Raw genomic sequence first — 16,361 nt, forward strand, 5'->3', positions numbered from 1 at the left:
TTAATACGTTCGATGACTTAGTAAATAGGGATGCGCCAAACTTATTTCAACTGTAAAAATGAAAAAAAATTCATTTTTTATGATTTATTTACAAAATAACCCTAATAATTGTAAGGAATGATGATTTTTACACCGCCAGAGGCGCTTTTAATTACTGGTCTGACTAGTTTGGTTGTGTTATAAATTTATTAAATCGCACTTTAAAAGGACATCTTCATGCATTTTGAACAATTACTTCTCCAAGCTGAAAAAATTGGAAGTTCAGACAATACCGAACAATTAACTAGCACAATGCAATTTCCAGAAAACTGGTGCCAAGGCAGAACTGCTTTTGGTGGGCTATCAGCCGCACTGTTGTATCAAGCAATCAGAGGTAAGGTTGCAAGTGATCGTCGTCTACTTTCTCTTAGCACTAATTTTGTAGGACCATTGCTTGCCGATACTCCCTTTTCTTTATCAGTAGAAATATTACGACAAGGTAAAAGTAGTACACAGGTACTTGCCAAAGCCATTCAAAATGAACAAGTGTGCGTTATCGTACAAGCATGTTTTGCTAAAAGTAGAGAGTCGGGTGTTAATGTGCCCGTTTCAAAATCTTTAGGGTTAAAACCGGTAGACGAGCGCTATACACTCCCTTTTGTTAAAGGCCAGATGCCTGAGTTTTTTCAGCATGTTGATTTATGCCCACAACAAGGCGCTATGCCATTTAGCAGCGCAGAAACTTCTCACTTAGGGGGCTGGATGCGCTTTAAGCACACCCCAGAGCAAATAACAGAAGCGCACGTTATTGCATTAACAGATGCATGGCCACCTACGTTATTACAAATGTTTAAACAACCCGCTCCAGCTAGTAGCATGTCTTGGTACTTAGAGTTTGTGCAAGAACCAAACTTAACACCTGGCGAATGGCTTGGCTTTGAAGCAATCACTCATCATTCAAAAGATGGTTATGGTTTAGAAGATGGCTGTATTTGGTCACAATCAGGGGAGTTAATAGCCCTTACACGCCAAACGGTGGCGTTATTTGACTAAAAGCCCTAAAGCCAAACAATATTAAAATGTTTGGCTTTTAAAGGCTTATTCACTGTTCGCGTTGTATTAATGCATTAAATATTGCAAAATTGGACAAACATTCTTCTTGCTTGGTATTAAATTGCAAACTGTCTGCCCCTGCTGCGATCTGATCATAGACATACCTCGCATAATCGCGAAACAAATGGCGATATGCCCACATTGTCATCATAAACTTTGCGAAGCCGATGTGAATCACGACAGCCGTATTGTTGCACTGAGTTTTAGCGCTTTGTTAATGTTGCTAAGCAGCATGTTTTACCCTTTCATTTCATTTAGCAGTAGCGGCATTACTCAAACAATTACTCTACCCGATGCCGCACGAATTTTATTTAATTACGATAGCGAACTACTCGGCTTATTTATTGATTTGAGTATTATTGCCCTGCCTATGGGTTTACTCCTTATTTTGATCCCTCTGCACTTAGGGGTATTAAAAACATTGCCCGAAGGCATAGCAAGGCGGTTATTGAAATTCACGCTTGCGTTAGAGCCTTGGATTATGTCAGAAATATTTTTAATCGGTGTGCTGGTCAGTATGGTTAAAATTATGTCGCTGGCTGATATTAGCTTTGGGGCAAGTTTTTGGGCTTATGTAGGGTTTGTTATTTTATATATAGCAGCACTTGTTCACTTAAATCGCCCGCGTTTATGGGCTCAAATTAAGCCTGTAAAAATACTCGAAGGCGCTGATCACGCAAAACGCGCAATTGATGAAAATATTAAAGCCTGCCATGTATGTCACCAACTATGCACCGGTGATATATGCCAGCGTTGCCACACTAAAACACACGTCAGAAACCCTTATAGTGTACAAAAAGCAACTGCATGGTTAATAACCTCAGTTATTTGCTATATTCCTGCTAATGTTTTACCAATAATGCATACCACTAGTTTAGGTGATGAATCCCCCTCTACATTAATTGGTGGTGTAATTACACTTTGGAAGAGTGGTTCCTATCCCATTGCTGCCATTATATTTTTAGCCAGTGTGGTTGTACCGCTTGCTAAAGCGTTTGTGCTGAGCTTTTTATGTATTATGGTTACAAAGCCTGCAAATCAGCATACAAAAAGTTATACTCGAATTTATCAACTGACTGAGTTTATTGGAAAATGGTCAATGATAGATGTATTTGTCGTTGCTATTTTAGTTGCCTTGGTACAGCTTGGTAATTTAATGTCGGTAACTCCAGGTCTTGGCATTGTATTTTTTACAGTTATGGTATTATGCCAAATGATGGCTGCCCATGCCTTTGACCCACGACTGTTGTGGGATTCACCTAAAAATAAGATATCAGAGAATAAAGCATGACCGAAACTGCTGAAATAACAAAAGAACCGAAGATTTCCGCCATCTGGATCATTCCGGCAATTGCGCTTTTAGTGGGCATGTGGATGCTATATCAGTATCAAGCAAATAAAGGCCCTACTATTTTTATCGAAATGCCACAGGCCGAAGGTATTATTGCAGGTAAAACGGAAATAAAAGTACGCAGTGTAAAAATAGGTCAAATCGATCATATTCGTTTATCTGACACACAAGACAGTGTTATTGCTCGTGCACAAATAGATAAAAATTACAATGGCTTATTAACCGATGATGCAAAAATTTGGGTCGTTAAACCTCGCATTGATGAAACAGGTATTAGTGGTATGAGTACTCTTTTATCAGGTGTTTATTTAGAGTTTTCTCCAGGAGAAAGTAAAGAGCTAAAAGAAAGGTTTACGCTCCAAGATGAACCCGCACTTATCGGCAAAGACGTTAAAGGCGGTCGCTTTAAACTCCTTAGTTATAACGCTGAAGTACTAGATGTAAGTACCGGTATATTTTTCAAAAATTACAAAATAGGTCAGATAGAAACCGCTATTTTTGATTGGGAAAACCAAGCAATGAAGTATGGCGTGTTTATTAAAGAACCTTATCAAAACCTCATCACTATGAATTCTATTTTTTGGGTGAACGCGGGTATTGAAATTGACCTCTCTGCAGACGGTATTAATATAAATACTGGCTCTTTAAGCAAACTTTTAAAAGGCGGTGTTTCTGTTGGGTTACCCGAGCAACAGGCCCCGGGTGAAATAGCACAAGATGGGCATAGCTTTTCATTAAGCCAAAGCTATAAAGAAGCGTTAGAAGAGCGCTTTTACGACTTTGATTACTACCTAATTGAATTTGAACAATCCGTTAGAGGGTTGCGCACAGGAGCGCCTGTAGAATATAGAGGTATGCGTGTTGGGACTGTTGTAGAAGCCCCTGCTAATGTAATTGTTAACGGTAAGCCCGCTCACTTTAGAAACCACAATACGGCTGTTCCGGTACTTATAAAAGTAGAATACGGACGTTTGTATCATGACAGTGCTTCAGCTAAAGAATATTGGCAAGGTAGTTTAAAAGGCTGGATTGAAAGTGGGATGCGCGCTTCATTAAAGCCCGGCAATTTATTAACGGGTGCGGTGTATGTTGATTTTGATATATATCCCGACGCACCCGCAGCGCATTTAGGCAAACTTGTTCAATATGATGTTTTTCCAAGTATTTCCAGCGGTATAACCGTATTGGCAGATCAAGTATCTGATGTACTCAATAAAGTTAATGACTTAAAAATTGAAGATAGCTTAGCGCAAATGCAAGCGACATTTACTGACTATCGAGCGCTTGCTAATGAAATGCGAGAGCTACTGAGCCAAAAAGACACACAAAATTTACCGGGTGACTTTAACCGTAATTTTGAGAAAATGACAAAAAGTATGGTGCAATTTGAAGTAACCATGCGTCAATTCGACAAAACAATGGCCAGTTACCAAGCCGGTTCTGAACTTCATCATCAAATACAGCAAACATTAAAAGAATTTAAACGTTTAAGTGAAGGGTTACAACCGCTTACTCGTGGTTTGAACGAGCAACCTAATATGCTAATTTTTGATAAATCATTACCCGCAGATCCAAAACCAAGGAAGCAATAATGAGATCGTTATTTTTAACTGCAAGTTTATTATTACTATTGTCAGGTTGTAGTTCATCAATACAAACTGCGACACAGTATTACCAGTTTGAACAGCCAATAGGCGCTTCGTCTCGCAACATTGCGGATACAGATGCGCAACTAAGAATACAAACTGTTGTACTCAGAGGCGCTTTAAATAATTTGGGCATTGCTATGAAAATAGACAGCAACCAAATTCATGCTGCTAATTACAACCTGTGGGGTGAATCGCCAGATGTAATGCTTACTGCCACAGCCCAGCAAACACTTTTTAATGCTATGCCTAACTGGATGGTAATAAAGGGCTTACCGGTCATTACTGAACTCGATCAACAAACATTTTATGAACTTGAATACGAGATTCACCACTTTAATGGCGATATGGAAGGTAACGCCGATATTTCGGGGCTCTGGCGCTTGTACTATACACATCCAGAAACCGGACGACGTCTTGTAAGTATTCATAATTTTTCAAACATAGTGCCTATTGATGATGATGGATACGATGGCCTGGTTTCGACACTTGAAGCAACATGGCTAAATATAAACCTAAATGTTGCAAAACAAATAGAACAAGCAAGACTTTAATCATTAAGTGACAATATAATCACGGCGGTTTTATCATTATTGATAACCGCTCTGCCCTCTATTTTAAAACCCAATTTTAACAACACATTCTGCGATGCCCTATTATCTAGTGATGTTATTGCACACAGTTTTGTAATTCCAAATTTATGTTTATGTTGCAAAAGTGCGCTGGCCGCTTCAAAAACATAGCCCTTTTTTTCAAAACCGCTTACAAGTGCAAAACCTAAATCAGGTTGTTGTAACGCTGCACGTTTATAAAACCCAACAACGCCAATCACTTCAGCATTATGCAAAGTAATAACGTAAGGACCAAAGCCTTGGTAGTTATGAGAAGCAATAAATGACTGATTGATGTACGACTTGGCATCATCAAGGGTATAAATTGCTTTATCGCCAATGTGCTTTATAAAACTAGCCTGATTAACTAGCTTAAGTAAAACCGCTGCATCAATCTCATTCGCATGGCGTAACAACAGACGATTTGTTTTAAATACTGCGTTCAATGTAAGTTCCTCTAAAAAACTTTGTTTAGCATGTAACTTTTTGTTGACTGAAATTAAAAAGCAGATTATTTTTGCGCCGATGTTTTTACAGGCACAACAATAGCGGTTTGCACTCCTCGCACCGTCTGGCGCCAAAGCCAACGCGTTTCACTTAAACAGCTATTTAACATAACTGTTTAAGTGTCCCTCCCACGCGTACAAAAGCAGTGACTTGGAAAATGATTTAACAACAAACTTATCATCTTCTTTGTTTTTGTATAAGCAGTTTAAAAATTAATACTATTTTAATTTTTATACATGCTTTTAATTTTGTGAATACTTAAATGCTTGAACCTTCTGCGTTAAGTTTACTGCCACCGTTGGTGGTAGTTGTATTGGCTGTTGTATTACGCCGCCCTATTTTATCTTTACTTATTGGTGCTTTAGTTGGTTTAGTTATAGCCGACCCTGCACAGGTACTTACTAACTTTGCGAGTACATCGCTAAAAGTGATGACAGACGAAACCATCGGCTGGCTAATACTTGTATGTGGTGGTTTTGGCGCACTTATCGCACTATTAGTGCGTACAGGTGGTGCATCGGCTTTTGGCAAGCTAGCTCTTAAGTACACCAAAGGTAAGCGTTCATCTTTGTTTATGACCTTTTGTTTAGGTGTGGTTATTTTTATTGATGACTATTTAAATGCGCTTACTGTGGGTGAAACCATGAAACGCATTACCGATAAATTTAAAGTGAGCCGTGAGATGCTTGCTTACGTTGTTGACTCAACTGCTGCACCAATTTGTGTGCTTGTCCCTTTATCTACCTGGGCGGTATTTTTTAGTGGCTTATTGGTAGATAACGGTATTGCTGAGGAAGGCAAAGGGATTGCTGTTTATATTCAAGCTATTCCGTACATGTTTTACGCGTGGTTTGCAGTGCTTGTTGTTTTACTTGTTGTGCTGGGTGTTATCCCTGCGATTGGCCCAATGAAAAAAGCAGAGCAAATGGCTCAAATTGAGCAAGCTCAAGTTGATCCAGCCCAATACAATGACGTTCAAACAGCGGATGAATATGCAGTAAAAGCCGTAGAAGAAAACTTTGAAGATGCTGATCCTAAAGGTAAATTACGTAACTTTTTGGTGCCGATTATTTTACTGGTTGCATTTACTGTTTACTTTGAAATAGACGTATACAAAGGCTTATTAGCAACAATGGCGGTCACTCTCCCGTTTTATGCTCTACAAAAATTAATGAGCGTAAGTGAAATGATTGAACGCATGCTTGATGGCTTTAAAAGTATGATCCCCGCGATTGGTACTGTTATAGCTGCGTTTATATTTAAAGATGTATGCGACTTAATTGGTTTGCCTCAGTTTGTTATTGGCAGCTTAAGCCCTTATATGACCGCTGCATACTTACCAGCCGTGGTATTTATTTCAATGGCTATTTTAGCGTTTGCAACTGGGTCTAGCTGGGGTATTTTTGCTGTATCAATTCCGATTGTTATGCCACTGGCAAATGCGGTTGATGCAAACATACCACTGGTCATTGGTGCGCTATTATCGGCTTCCTCTTTTGGTAGCCAAGCGTGTTTTTACTCAGATTCAACCGTACTCGCAGCGCAAGGTTCTGGTTGTAATTTAATGAGCCATGCCGTTACACAATTGCCATATACACTGATTGCTGCGGCATTAGCTGTTATAGGCTTTTTGATAATGGCTTAAATTTGCTTAAATAAAAACCCCAATGTAGTGATACATTGGGGTTTATTTTTAGCTACATAGATAAAGCTTATTTTTGTAGTTTAATACCATTGTAATAGGCATCAAGCGTTGTGATTTTAGTTTGATTTGGTAAATCGGCAAAGTCACTTTCTATAAACTTAGTACCGCGTAATTGCACATTTAAACGGGCGGCATTAGGGTTAAGCATTGTTTGCTTGTAGTAATCTTTTATATCTGCAAGCGTTACTTTTTCAACTTCATCAATCAGCTTTTGCTTAGAATCAAAGGTAAAGTTTTCACGGTACCAATCGTTTATAAGTGGGCTCATTTCGTCACTTAAGTTTTTAGGCTGCTCTTTAAGTGATACAAGGGTAGAGTTTTTAAGCTGCTCAAAAGTCTCGTCGCTCATGTTATCAAGTTCAACTGCGTATTCTTTTTTAAACTCATCAAAACGAGCTTGTATTTCTTTTGGTCCTTTAACCGGTGTTTGAATATACAAACCAATTGCTGAGTAATCTTCAATTGGGCGAGCTAACGCACCTACTGCGTATGCAAGTTGCTCCTCAGTACGCATTTTATCAAACGCAACTGTTCTAAAGTGGCTTTGTAATACAGCTGCTTCTGCTTTTTGTTTGTAACCCGCAACAGGGTGAACGGTCATATCGACCACCGCTACATCGGCTACATCAATATCTTTTTGCAGTACCAGCGTTTCGCCAGGTTGTGGCAACCATGCTTTGCTTCGCGCAAATTCACTGTGTTTATGATTACTTGGTAATGTTGCACTTAATTCTTGTGCAATCGCGTCTATATCTTGCTGATTGTAGTTACCATAACTAAATACACGTAAATCGTTTTGTGCAAACGTAGCGGTTTTTAATTGTGCTAAGTCGGCAACACTCAGTGAGTTAGCGGCTTTAATAAGCGCATCTGTATCAAAACCACCTGTACGCGTTAGTTTTGAATACTCACCAAATGCTTGTGCATACGGAAACTGCTTTTGTTGGTTTAGTAAATTACGTTTAAAACGATCTACCGCTTGGCTAAATGCTTGTGCTGTTTCATCGGCTTTTAATCCGGTTAAAGCTTGTTTAAGCAATACATCTTGCTTATCTGTAAAACCACTCATAGATAAAACAAGACCATTACTCGGTGCTAAGCTTACGCTCATACCGGCGATTGCTGCTTCGGTACTTAACTGACTTTGTTGAATATTATATAAATCGGCCCAAACAGAATAAAGGACTTCCGCTTTAATATCGTTCAAACCTGGTTGAGTATTTATATAAACTTCGACAAGCCCTTTTGGCTGCTCTGCAAATTTTTGACTTGCTTGGCGCCATACTTTTACACCATTTTTATCGTAAGCAAGTTCTGGGTGTTTTTGCTCTTTAAATGCTTGAGTTTTTATTGCAAAATTTTCAGGCAATAAATTGTTTACTGTTGGTAGTGCTAACTTAAATTCGCTTGGTTTTTTCCAGCTGGCAATTTCATCATCGCTAATGTCACTGATGCGGTATTTACCGTCGTAAAAGTGTAGTTGTGAATCAGTCTCTTCTTGCTGCGATACATACCAAATACGAAGGGTATCGGCATTTAACTGCTCAAGTACATTGTTTACGGCGTCAGCGTCAAACTTTGCATAATAATAAGGTGCATTAATAGCGTGATTTAACGGATAGTCTTGCATGCTTTGCGTAAGCGAGCTTACATAATTAAACTCATCACCTTTTTCTAAAAACTTAAACTGGTTATTTAGTGATGTACGAATTTCGTTGAAGTACTTGCTATCAACGCCTTCTTTTTTAATTAAATCGATGTACTGCATAATAGTCGCAACTATTTCGTCACGATTTTTCATGCCTTCATCTGTAAGCTCTATATTTACATTTAACGAACCGTAGTTGCCATATTGATTTGGTGCAGCTGAAGCTGAAAGCTGAGACACCCACCCTTTATCACGAAGAAGTTGCGCTGGGCTGCCCGGCATTTCATTACTTAGTAAATACGCTACAAAACGGTTTGGTTTAAGTGCAAATTCGCTATTATTATTAGCAATGGTGAAATCAAGCTGCAGCTGTTTTACATCTTCATTTGGTGCATAAAACACGCGTTTTCCGCCAGCGTTATCAAAATCAAGCTTTGCAGTCACTGTAGGTTTTTCGATGTTTTTATTTTTTATATCAGCAAAGTATTTTTGCGCTTTTTGTTCCATTTCAACAATAGGTAAATTAGAAATAAGCGCAACTTTCATAATATTTGAAGAGTAGTATTTATTATAAAAATCGACGGTTTCCTTATGCAGCGAGCTGCTTTCTTTATCGCCAAGCGTTTCAAGGTTCCCGATTAAAAAACGATTAGCGGGGTGATCGCCCATCATTTTACGCGCGAGTTTAAACTGACCAAAAAAGTCCATTTCGCGGCGCATTGACCACTCTGCGTTCACTGCATTTTTTTCTTTGTCTGTGTATTCTGGGTATAGCTTTGGCGCTTTGAAAAAATCGGCAAAACGATCTAATCCTTCATCAAACGCGTCGTTATTAATTTTAAACATGTAATTGGTAATATCGAGCCACGTATACGCGTTGTGCGCGCCACCATTTTTGGTCATAAAATCAGAATACCCTTTTGTATCTGGGTAACGATCTGTGCCTAAAAACAGCATGTGCTCTAAATAATGCGCCATACCTTGCTGCGACATCGGGTCGTGCAGTAAACCAACACCAACGCTTAGTGCCGCTGCTGATTTTTCAGCCCCCGGATCAGACACTAAAATAACTTCAATGTCGTTTGCCAGCTTAAGTGTTTTATATTCGCGGTTATCGTTAGGACTTACGACTAACGTATCTGATAGTAAAGAGGCCTGAGGCGCCACTGAAACCGAAGCCGTATTTGAACAACCACTTAAAACTGCAAGTGCGATGGCACTAAAACCAATAATCTTTTTCATTTTTGTTTTCCATTAAAAAGTATTGCGCAAAATAGCGTGCGCCAATTCAAAGCAATATAGTTAAGCTAAACTAACATTTTCAATTAATAACTTTCTACAAAATAACGCTATTTTGTGTAACACATTGTGAAAAATGACTTCATAATCGAATATTAGATTGGGAATCTGAAAACCTTGTGAGATTAAAAATCATTCAATATCAAAAGATACACAAACTCTAAATAATAATAAGGAAAAATAATGGAAAAAATCATCATACTTGCCATGTTCACACAAGTTACACTTTCACTGGTTGTTATGCTCATTATGGGTAAAAGGCGCTTTGCAGCAGCTAAAAATAAACAACTAGATTTAAGCGATTTTAAAACAATGCAGTTAGATAAGGCTGGCGACACTATTAGGGTTGCAGATAGGAACTTTTCGAATCAGTTTGAAATACCTGTACTTTTTTACGCGGGATGTTTACTTGCACTACAACTAAGTAGCGCCAGTACACTTGTGGCTATATTGGCCTGTTTATTTGTAGCAACACGAATTGTGCATAGTGTTATTCATTTAGGTAAAAATAACGTACGCGCACGTTTTAACGTGTTTTTACTGGGTTGTATTTGTGTGTTTTCAATTTGGCTTGCGATGGTTTGGCGAATATTATTTTAAATAGCAAAGTTTAATAATAGTAATGTGGACGGCTGGTTTACGCCATCCACATTACCGTTAATTTTAATTATTTAGCACGTTTTAAACGAGGTATCGCAAGTAAGAAAGCACCTAAAAGCCAAATTAACCCGCCGCCAGAGCTACTACCTGAATCTGTTGATGTGTCAGCGTCAATTAACGTATTTGCAGTGACTGTAAGCCCTGCTGAAGAATTCGGGTCATCATCCATTACAGTTACGCTTTGAATAGTCACTAAATTAGCACTGCTAATCGTTACGTCATTGCTTGAACATTGTTCAGCAGTAATATCAACAACTGGAGTTTCACCACAGTGCACCAAAGCTGCAATTTTATCTAAAGTAGATTGACTCGCTGCAGTAATTTGTCCGAACACAGTAAAACCACCATTTTGCGTATCAAGTGCAGCACTGTTATCGGTGATATTGAAAAACCACTGGCTTGTCGCGCTATTAGCATCACCTGATAATTTAGCCATAGCAATTGTACCCTTAACATTAGAAAAAACCGGCTCATTTATTACAGTAGGCTTTGTCGTAATCGCATCTAATGAATCAGAAAATGTAAATCCACCACCTTGAATAACGAAATTACTGACAGAGCGGTGAATCACTGTTTCGTTATATGAATCATCTTGAACATAACTTAAAAAATTTTCGACTGTTTTAGGTGTTTGTTGATCAAAAAGATTAATTTCTATCACACCTTGGCTCGTGTTCATTTCGACAATAGTAGCGGTGCTAGTAAAACTTGCTGCAGCGAGTACTGAGCCAAGTAAAAGTTTTTTCATGTTACATTCCTGTTGTTATATTTTTTAGATAAGTAGTTAATACGTTAACACATTAATACCATAGGCGATTAAAATCGATTCTAAAGTGCGAGTTGATACAAATTAGACCGTGTTGATAACAAATTAATTACATACATCATTATTTATATGCTTTTTAGCTATATAAATTTAATTATTTACAAATAAATCATCTAAAAAGCGTGACTACTTTTTGTTACTTTAAAAAAACACAAACAACAGGATCTAACAATGCCACACACTAAACAAACGATTTGCGACTTTGGTTTACACAAAGGTGAACCATACACAAAACTACCGGCGAGCTTTTTAACATGGATGATAGGTACTAATCACAGCAAGCGGGAATATGCGAATACCGAATTAAGGCGTCGTGAACGTGCTGCCATAAATCAATTAACTGCACCTTCTAAATAAAATGTAAATAAGTACGTTTTTTTAGGATTAAACTAGTTTAAACTACCCGCTCAATAAATTAAGTAGACCTTAATCCATAGGTATTTTATGCGTATTATTATTTTATTCTCAATTATTCTTAGTGTACTTGGTTGCACTTCATCATCAACTAGTAGTCCCTCAACTCAATACTTAACTGTTCTACATACAAATGATAACCATGGACGTTTTTGGCACAATGAAAAAGGCGAATACGGCATGGCTGCACGTAAAACGCTTATTGATTCGCTTCGAGCTGAAGCGAACAAACAAGGTCATGCCGTTTTACTACTCTCTGGTGGTGATATTAATACGGGTATTCCTGAGTCAGACTTACAAAAAGCAGAACCTGACTTTAAAGGAATGTCGCTGATTGGTTACGATGCAATGGCATTGGGTAATCACGAATTCGACAACCCTATTGATGTTTTAAAGCAACAGCAAAAATGGGTGAACTTTCCTTTTTTATCAGCCAATATATTTGAAAAAGAATCAGGCGAGCACGCGTTTGATAGCTATAAAATATTCAAAAAAAATGGCTTAACTATTGCCGTTATTGGATTAACAACAACCGACACAGCTAAAATTGGTAATCCTCAGTATATTGGGCACTTAGAGTTTAAAGACCCTGTTGACGTTACCGCAAAACTAGCTAAAGAAATAAAAGCTAAATACAATCCTGACATTACAATCGCCCTGACTCATATGGGTCATTATGTTGATGCTAGCTTTGGTATTAACGCACCCGGTGATGTAACACTTGCTCGCTCACTTCCTGCAAACACGCTAGATATGATCATTGGTGGCCACTCTCAAGAACCTGTATGTATGAGCGATACAAATGTAAATGACGATAACTTTAAACCAGGTCTTGCCTGTAAACCAGACCAACAAAACGGTACTTACATTATGCAAGCCCATGAATGGGGTAAGTATGTGGGTAAAGCTGAGTTTAAACTTGAAAATGGAAAATTAACGTTACTAGACTACAAATTGATGCCAGTTAATTTGTATGTAGATAAAGTACAAGCTGATGGCTCAACTAAAGAAGTATTAGCGAACGAGTACATTAAACCAGACTCAAAACTTGAATCTTATTTAGCGGTATACCAAGCTAAAGGCGCTAAACAAATTGAAGGTACCATTGGTGAAGTAGATGCTCGTTTAGAAGGTGACAGAAACAAAGTCCGCTATCAGCAAACTAATCTTGCTCGCGTAATTATTCAAGCGCAAATGGATGTAGTGGGTGCAGACTTTGGACTGATAAGTGGTGGTGGCATTCGCAGCTCAATTGATGCTGGTGAAGTAAGCTATAAAGATATTTTAAAAGTACATCCTTTTAAAAATCGCATTACTTATATGGATTGGCAAGGCAGTGATTTATGGGATTATTTAAATACAGTAACGAGCTTCCCACCGGATGCAGGTGCTTATTTGCAATACCATAAACTCTCGTTTGAGCGTAAAGATGGACAGCTAGTTAATGTGCTTATTAATGGCCAGCCTTTTAATAAACATAATACGTATAGAATGAGTCTAAATAGCTATAACGCATCAGGCGGTGATGGCTACCCTGCGCTTACAAATAAAAAGGGGTTTGTTAGTACAGATGAAACAGATGCCCAAGCCCTTCAAGACTTTATATCAAAAAACAGCCCTCTTAAAACGGCTGAGTTTGCTCCTAAGTAAATAAAGATAATAAGAGGAAAATAGCTAAGCTACTTTCCTCTTATTTCGATATTGCCTTTTCTAATATTTGCCAGCCCATAACTATGCAGACGAGAGCGAGAGCCCTCACCATACGCTTTTGGTGGATAATATAATTCTTTCTTTTCAGGACATTCGTTAAGTACTTCATCTAGTGCCGCACGTATTTCACTCAACGTTTTTTCAAGACTATTATTAAAGTTAGGCCTTTTTCTAACCGTGTGACCAAGTTGGACTAACCTATAAAAATACTTGTTAGCAAGCTCTAGCAGCTCCTCTGGTACATCTTTATTATGACTAAGTGCTACATCATCGTTATTTGTACAATACTCTACAAGTGCTAAATAAAAGCACAATGGCTTATTGGCTAAACATATTTTTTGTTCTGGGTTACAACTACTAGATAATGTTTTATCGTTAAGATCAACAATAAGTATCAGCGGCGTAGGCTCTGCAATTGATTGATGCTTTGCATTATTAAACTGCTTATTGCTTTGTTTAATAAACGCAAACTTTACCCAAAAACTAATCAACACACTTAATACCAAAAATATAAAATAATAAATAAAATGACTCAGCGGAAAGTGAATGTGTTTAACACTAAAAACAACTAGTACGAGTCCGTTATTTGTGCTCAAATTACGTATTATTTGGCTTGAGTTTATAGGTGTTGCCATTTCGCTTTTTGGTGCAATAGCAACAACTTTAAGCCCACTCATATTAATGTAGCTATTTAAGATTTTGATATAGCTGTTAACTGCATCTTTATTACCTGAATGCTTAAGCAGCTCATTTGGTAAATCAAGTAATGGTAAATCTAGTGCTATTTGCCTTTCTATCTGCGTTATTTTTTGTTTAGTTACTTGCTGGTTTTTTTGAGTTACAGAAATATAAAAGACAGACGATAAAGTTAAAAACAAGCAAAGTAAAACAAGCAGTTGTTTATATTTACTCATCACTAACTTCCTCTTTTAAGTTTACTGAACTAGTACCGCAACTCCAAAATGGCTGGACGTTTTGATAGTAATGCAAACTTTGATCTTTAGACATATCAAGCAAATTTGCTTGCACTGCACACAATAAATCAGTATTGTTTTGCTGCATTTTTAAGTACCATCTTGTTCCTGAAATGTTATTACTCAATGGTGTAATATAGTTTTTCGAAAAACGTTTTTCGTCGCTCTCTTTCCAAAACGAGGCAATAATATCTACTTTCCCGTCGGCGAGTAAATCACGTAATTCGTTATGAGAGCTAGCATAAGTGATTTTCAAATTAGCTAAATTTATATCCAACTCTTTAAACGTCTGCTTTGGTAAAATATGCCCTGAGCGGCTGGTCGGATAATCAAGCAAACCTATGCGCTTATCTAAAAAGTATTGTTTTGTGATTCGAGGCTTTTCTTTAGAAGATATAAAAAAAGCCGTGTAGTCAGAAAAGCCAACAACAGGCTGGTAGTTATAGGTCGACTCTGCTTTAAAGGCTGCCATAATATTATTTTTAGCCAAAATTAAATCAGCAATACCTTTACCAACAAACTCAAAGCTGTCAGCCGTTCTATACCCCCAATATCCTTTTACAGAGCCATACTGCTTAGACACTACGTTATCAGAACACAAATTTTGTGTTAATAACTTGGCTATTTTTTTTGATTGCGTAAAAACAATCAATTGGCTTTTATTACTTGTTGCTGTTGTTTGACACTCTGTTGAGGTTTCGATCATAACTGGGAAATGCAAATCATCGTTATACACACTAACTTGTCCACAAACCCACGTAACGACCAATAAAACAAACAAAAATGTAACAATTAACGTTTTATGTAACACGATATTTTTCAAATTCAACGCAGTGCCACTCAAAAATAAATCATATATTGTATTTGAACAACTTTACTTACTTATTACAACAAGTAATTTTACCTGTTAATTATAAGTTATTGATTTTAATCACAAGTGAATAAGAAAGTATGAATTTTAATAAGTCCTTCCTATCAACATTAAAAGTGAGGACAATTGACCGCATTAGCTTATAGCAACCCCATGAAATATTCATTTAGGAAGTTCTAATGCATAACAATATAAAATACTCGATATCTTCTGTGCTTTTGATTAGTGCAATATTCACAAGCACTAACTCATACGCTTGGGGTCAAAATGGCCATCGTATTGTAGGGAAGATTGCAGAATCTCATATAAGCGAAACAACAAAAACGGCAATACAACCCTACCTTGATGGTGAGTCACTTGCGCAAATATCAACGTGGCCTGATGAAATGCGCTCTGCTCCTGGCGACTTTTGGCAAAAGAAATCATCTCGTTGGCATTACATTAACGCAGCCCCAGGAAAATCTTTCAGCTTCAATCACGATCACACTAAAAACAAAGAATCTGTAAGTAATATCCTAGAAGGCATTCACTATTCAATGCAAACGCTCACTGATAAAAATAGCACCTTGGATGCTAAACAGTTCAGTTTACGTTTTTTAGTACATTTGGTGGGCGATAGCCATCAGCCCTTTCATGCGGGTCGAGGTGAAGACAGAGGTGGTAACCGTATCAAGGTTTCATTTTTTAACGAAGAAACAAACCTTCACAGCCTTTGGGATACAAAGTTAGTTGAGAACGAGAATTTATCGTTTACTGAGTACGCACAATTTATTGATACAAATAACAGCGAGTTAATTGCTGAGTATTTACAAAGCTCACCTATGACATGGGTTGAAGAATCTCATAATTTAGCCACAAAAATTTATAAATATACTAACAACGAAATTGGTTATAGCTACATATATAACAATACTCCAATTATAAAGACGCGCTTACAACAAGCGGGTATTCGATTAGCTGGACTATTAAACGCCTTATTTGACCCTTCTGCAAAAGAGTTAGAAACGGCACTAAAAGTGACAACTGACAAATAAACAGTATTAAATT

General features: G+C 37.6%; 14 protein-coding genes. 9 read left to right on the plus strand and 5 right to left on the minus strand.

Annotation, left to right across the window (positions count from 1 at the left end; genetic code table 11):
• Positions 1-216 precede the first annotated feature (216 nt).
• The 4 genes from P20495_RS16485 (at position 217) to P20495_RS16470 (ending at position 4,643) form a co-directional block, all read left to right on the plus strand.
• Positions 217-1,032, plus strand: a complete 816-nt coding sequence (locus tag P20495_RS16485) for a thioesterase family protein (protein ID WP_008134340.1) — start codon at positions 217-219, stop codon at positions 1,030-1,032.
• 184 nt (positions 1,033-1,216) lie between these two features.
• The gene (locus P20495_RS16480) at positions 1,217-2,383 is read left to right on the plus strand and encodes a paraquat-inducible protein A (protein WP_008134341.1); all 1,167 of its coding nucleotides are present in this window, start codon (positions 1,217-1,219) and stop codon (positions 2,381-2,383) included.
• Positions 2,380-4,035, plus strand: coding sequence for an intermembrane transport protein PqiB (pqiB, locus tag P20495_RS16475; protein ID WP_008134342.1), 1,656 nt, complete (start codon positions 2,380-2,382; stop codon positions 4,033-4,035). The genes P20495_RS16480 and pqiB overlap by 4 nt, the downstream gene beginning before the upstream one ends.
• A complete protein-coding gene (locus P20495_RS16470; protein WP_008134343.1) occupies positions 4,035-4,643 on the plus strand; it encodes a PqiC family protein in 609 nt (202 codons plus the stop codon). Before pqiB ends, P20495_RS16470 begins: the two co-directional genes overlap by 1 nt.
• Here the strand turns inward: P20495_RS16470 and P20495_RS20175 are convergent.
• Positions 4,640-5,146 carry a GNAT family N-acetyltransferase gene (locus P20495_RS20175; RefSeq protein ID WP_033015121.1) on the minus strand — a complete coding sequence of 169 codons (507 nt, stop codon included), beginning with the start codon at positions 5,144-5,146 and terminating at the stop codon, positions 4,640-4,642. The genes P20495_RS16470 and P20495_RS20175 overlap by 4 nt on opposite strands.
• 323 nt (positions 5,147-5,469) lie before the next feature.
• Between P20495_RS20175 and P20495_RS16465 the strand changes: the two genes are divergently transcribed.
• Positions 5,470-6,852 (plus strand): Na+/H+ antiporter NhaC family protein, encoded by a 1,383-nt coding sequence (locus tag P20495_RS16465; RefSeq protein WP_008134345.1) that lies wholly within the window; start codon positions 5,470-5,472, stop codon positions 6,850-6,852.
• A 67-nt stretch (positions 6,853-6,919) separates the two neighbouring features.
• On the opposite strand, the gene P20495_RS16460 is transcribed toward P20495_RS16465, so the two are convergent.
• Positions 6,920-9,802 (minus strand): insulinase family protein, encoded by a 2,883-nt coding sequence (locus tag P20495_RS16460; protein ID WP_008134347.1) that lies wholly within the window; start codon positions 9,800-9,802, stop codon positions 6,920-6,922.
• A 240-nt stretch (positions 9,803-10,042) separates the two neighbouring features.
• Between P20495_RS16460 and P20495_RS16455 the strand changes: the two genes are divergently transcribed.
• Positions 10,043-10,459, plus strand: coding sequence for an MAPEG family protein (locus P20495_RS16455; protein WP_007375539.1), 417 nt, complete (start codon positions 10,043-10,045; stop codon positions 10,457-10,459).
• A gap of 67 nt (positions 10,460-10,526) precedes the next feature.
• Here the strand turns inward: P20495_RS16455 and P20495_RS16450 are convergent, their stop codons facing one another.
• Positions 10,527-11,267, minus strand: coding sequence for a peptidylprolyl isomerase (locus P20495_RS16450; protein ID WP_008134350.1), 741 nt, complete (start codon positions 11,265-11,267; stop codon positions 10,527-10,529).
• A gap of 249 nt (positions 11,268-11,516) precedes the next feature.
• On the opposite strand from P20495_RS16450, the gene P20495_RS16445 reads away from it, so the two are divergent.
• Together P20495_RS16445 and ushA are read left to right on the plus strand one after the other, a co-directional pair.
• Positions 11,517-11,702 (plus strand): hypothetical protein, encoded by a 186-nt coding sequence (locus P20495_RS16445; RefSeq protein WP_008134351.1) that lies wholly within the window; start codon positions 11,517-11,519, stop codon positions 11,700-11,702.
• Positions 11,703-11,789: 87 nt separating this feature from the next.
• A complete protein-coding gene (ushA, locus tag P20495_RS16440; RefSeq protein WP_008134352.1) occupies positions 11,790-13,409 on the plus strand; it encodes a bifunctional UDP-sugar hydrolase/5'-nucleotidase UshA in 1,620 nt (539 codons plus the stop codon).
• Between the two features lie 29 nt (positions 13,410-13,438).
• Here the strand turns inward: ushA and P20495_RS16435 are convergent, their stop codons facing one another.
• Together P20495_RS16435 and P20495_RS16430 are read right to left on the minus strand one after the other, a co-directional pair.
• Positions 13,439-14,383, minus strand: a complete 945-nt coding sequence (locus P20495_RS16435; RefSeq protein WP_008134353.1) for a hypothetical protein — start codon at positions 14,381-14,383, stop codon at positions 13,439-13,441.
• The gene (locus P20495_RS16430) at positions 14,376-15,272 is read right to left on the minus strand and encodes a hypothetical protein (protein ID WP_188085299.1); all 897 of its coding nucleotides are present in this window, start codon (positions 15,270-15,272) and stop codon (positions 14,376-14,378) included. Before P20495_RS16430 ends, P20495_RS16435 begins: the two co-directional genes overlap by 8 nt.
• A 221-nt stretch (positions 15,273-15,493) precedes the next feature.
• On the opposite strand from P20495_RS16430, the gene P20495_RS16425 reads away from it, so the two are divergent.
• Entirely contained in the window at positions 15,494-16,348 is an 855-nt protein-coding gene (locus tag P20495_RS16425; RefSeq protein WP_008134354.1) for a S1/P1 nuclease, read from the plus strand.
• The last annotated feature ends 13 nt before the right edge of the window (positions 16,349-16,361 follow it).

The organism is Pseudoalteromonas sp. BSi20495, assembly GCF_000241185.1.
GTDB classification, from domain to species: domain Bacteria; phylum Pseudomonadota; class Gammaproteobacteria; order Enterobacterales; family Alteromonadaceae; genus Pseudoalteromonas; species Pseudoalteromonas fuliginea.

Coding starts and splice junctions, on each gene's coding strand:
- P20495_RS16455 (WP_007375539.1), top strand. CDS start 10,043: ATGGAAAAAATCATCATACTTGCCATGTTCACACAAGTTACACTTTCA.
- P20495_RS16470 (WP_008134343.1), top strand. CDS start 4,035: ATGAGATCGTTATTTTTAACTGCAAGTTTATTATTACTATTGTCAGGT.
- pqiB (WP_008134342.1), top strand. CDS start 2,380: ATGACCGAAACTGCTGAAATAACAAAAGAACCGAAGATTTCCGCCATC.
- P20495_RS16480 (WP_008134341.1), top strand. CDS start 1,217: ATGGCGATATGCCCACATTGTCATCATAAACTTTGCGAAGCCGATGTG.
- P20495_RS16425 (WP_008134354.1), top strand. CDS start 15,494: ATGCATAACAATATAAAATACTCGATATCTTCTGTGCTTTTGATTAGT.
- P20495_RS16485 (WP_008134340.1), top strand. CDS start 217: ATGCATTTTGAACAATTACTTCTCCAAGCTGAAAAAATTGGAAGTTCA.
- P20495_RS16445 (WP_008134351.1), top strand. CDS start 11,517: ATGCCACACACTAAACAAACGATTTGCGACTTTGGTTTACACAAAGGT.
- ushA (WP_008134352.1), top strand. CDS start 11,790: ATGCGTATTATTATTTTATTCTCAATTATTCTTAGTGTACTTGGTTGC.
- P20495_RS16435 (WP_008134353.1), bottom strand. CDS start 14,383: ATGAGTAAATATAAACAACTGCTTGTTTTACTTTGCTTGTTTTTAACT.
- P20495_RS16460 (WP_008134347.1), bottom strand. CDS start 9,802: ATGAAAAAGATTATTGGTTTTAGTGCCATCGCACTTGCAGTTTTAAGT.
- P20495_RS16450 (WP_008134350.1), bottom strand. CDS start 11,267: ATGAAAAAACTTTTACTTGGCTCAGTACTCGCTGCAGCAAGTTTTACT.
- P20495_RS16465 (WP_008134345.1), top strand. CDS start 5,470: ATGCTTGAACCTTCTGCGTTAAGTTTACTGCCACCGTTGGTGGTAGTT.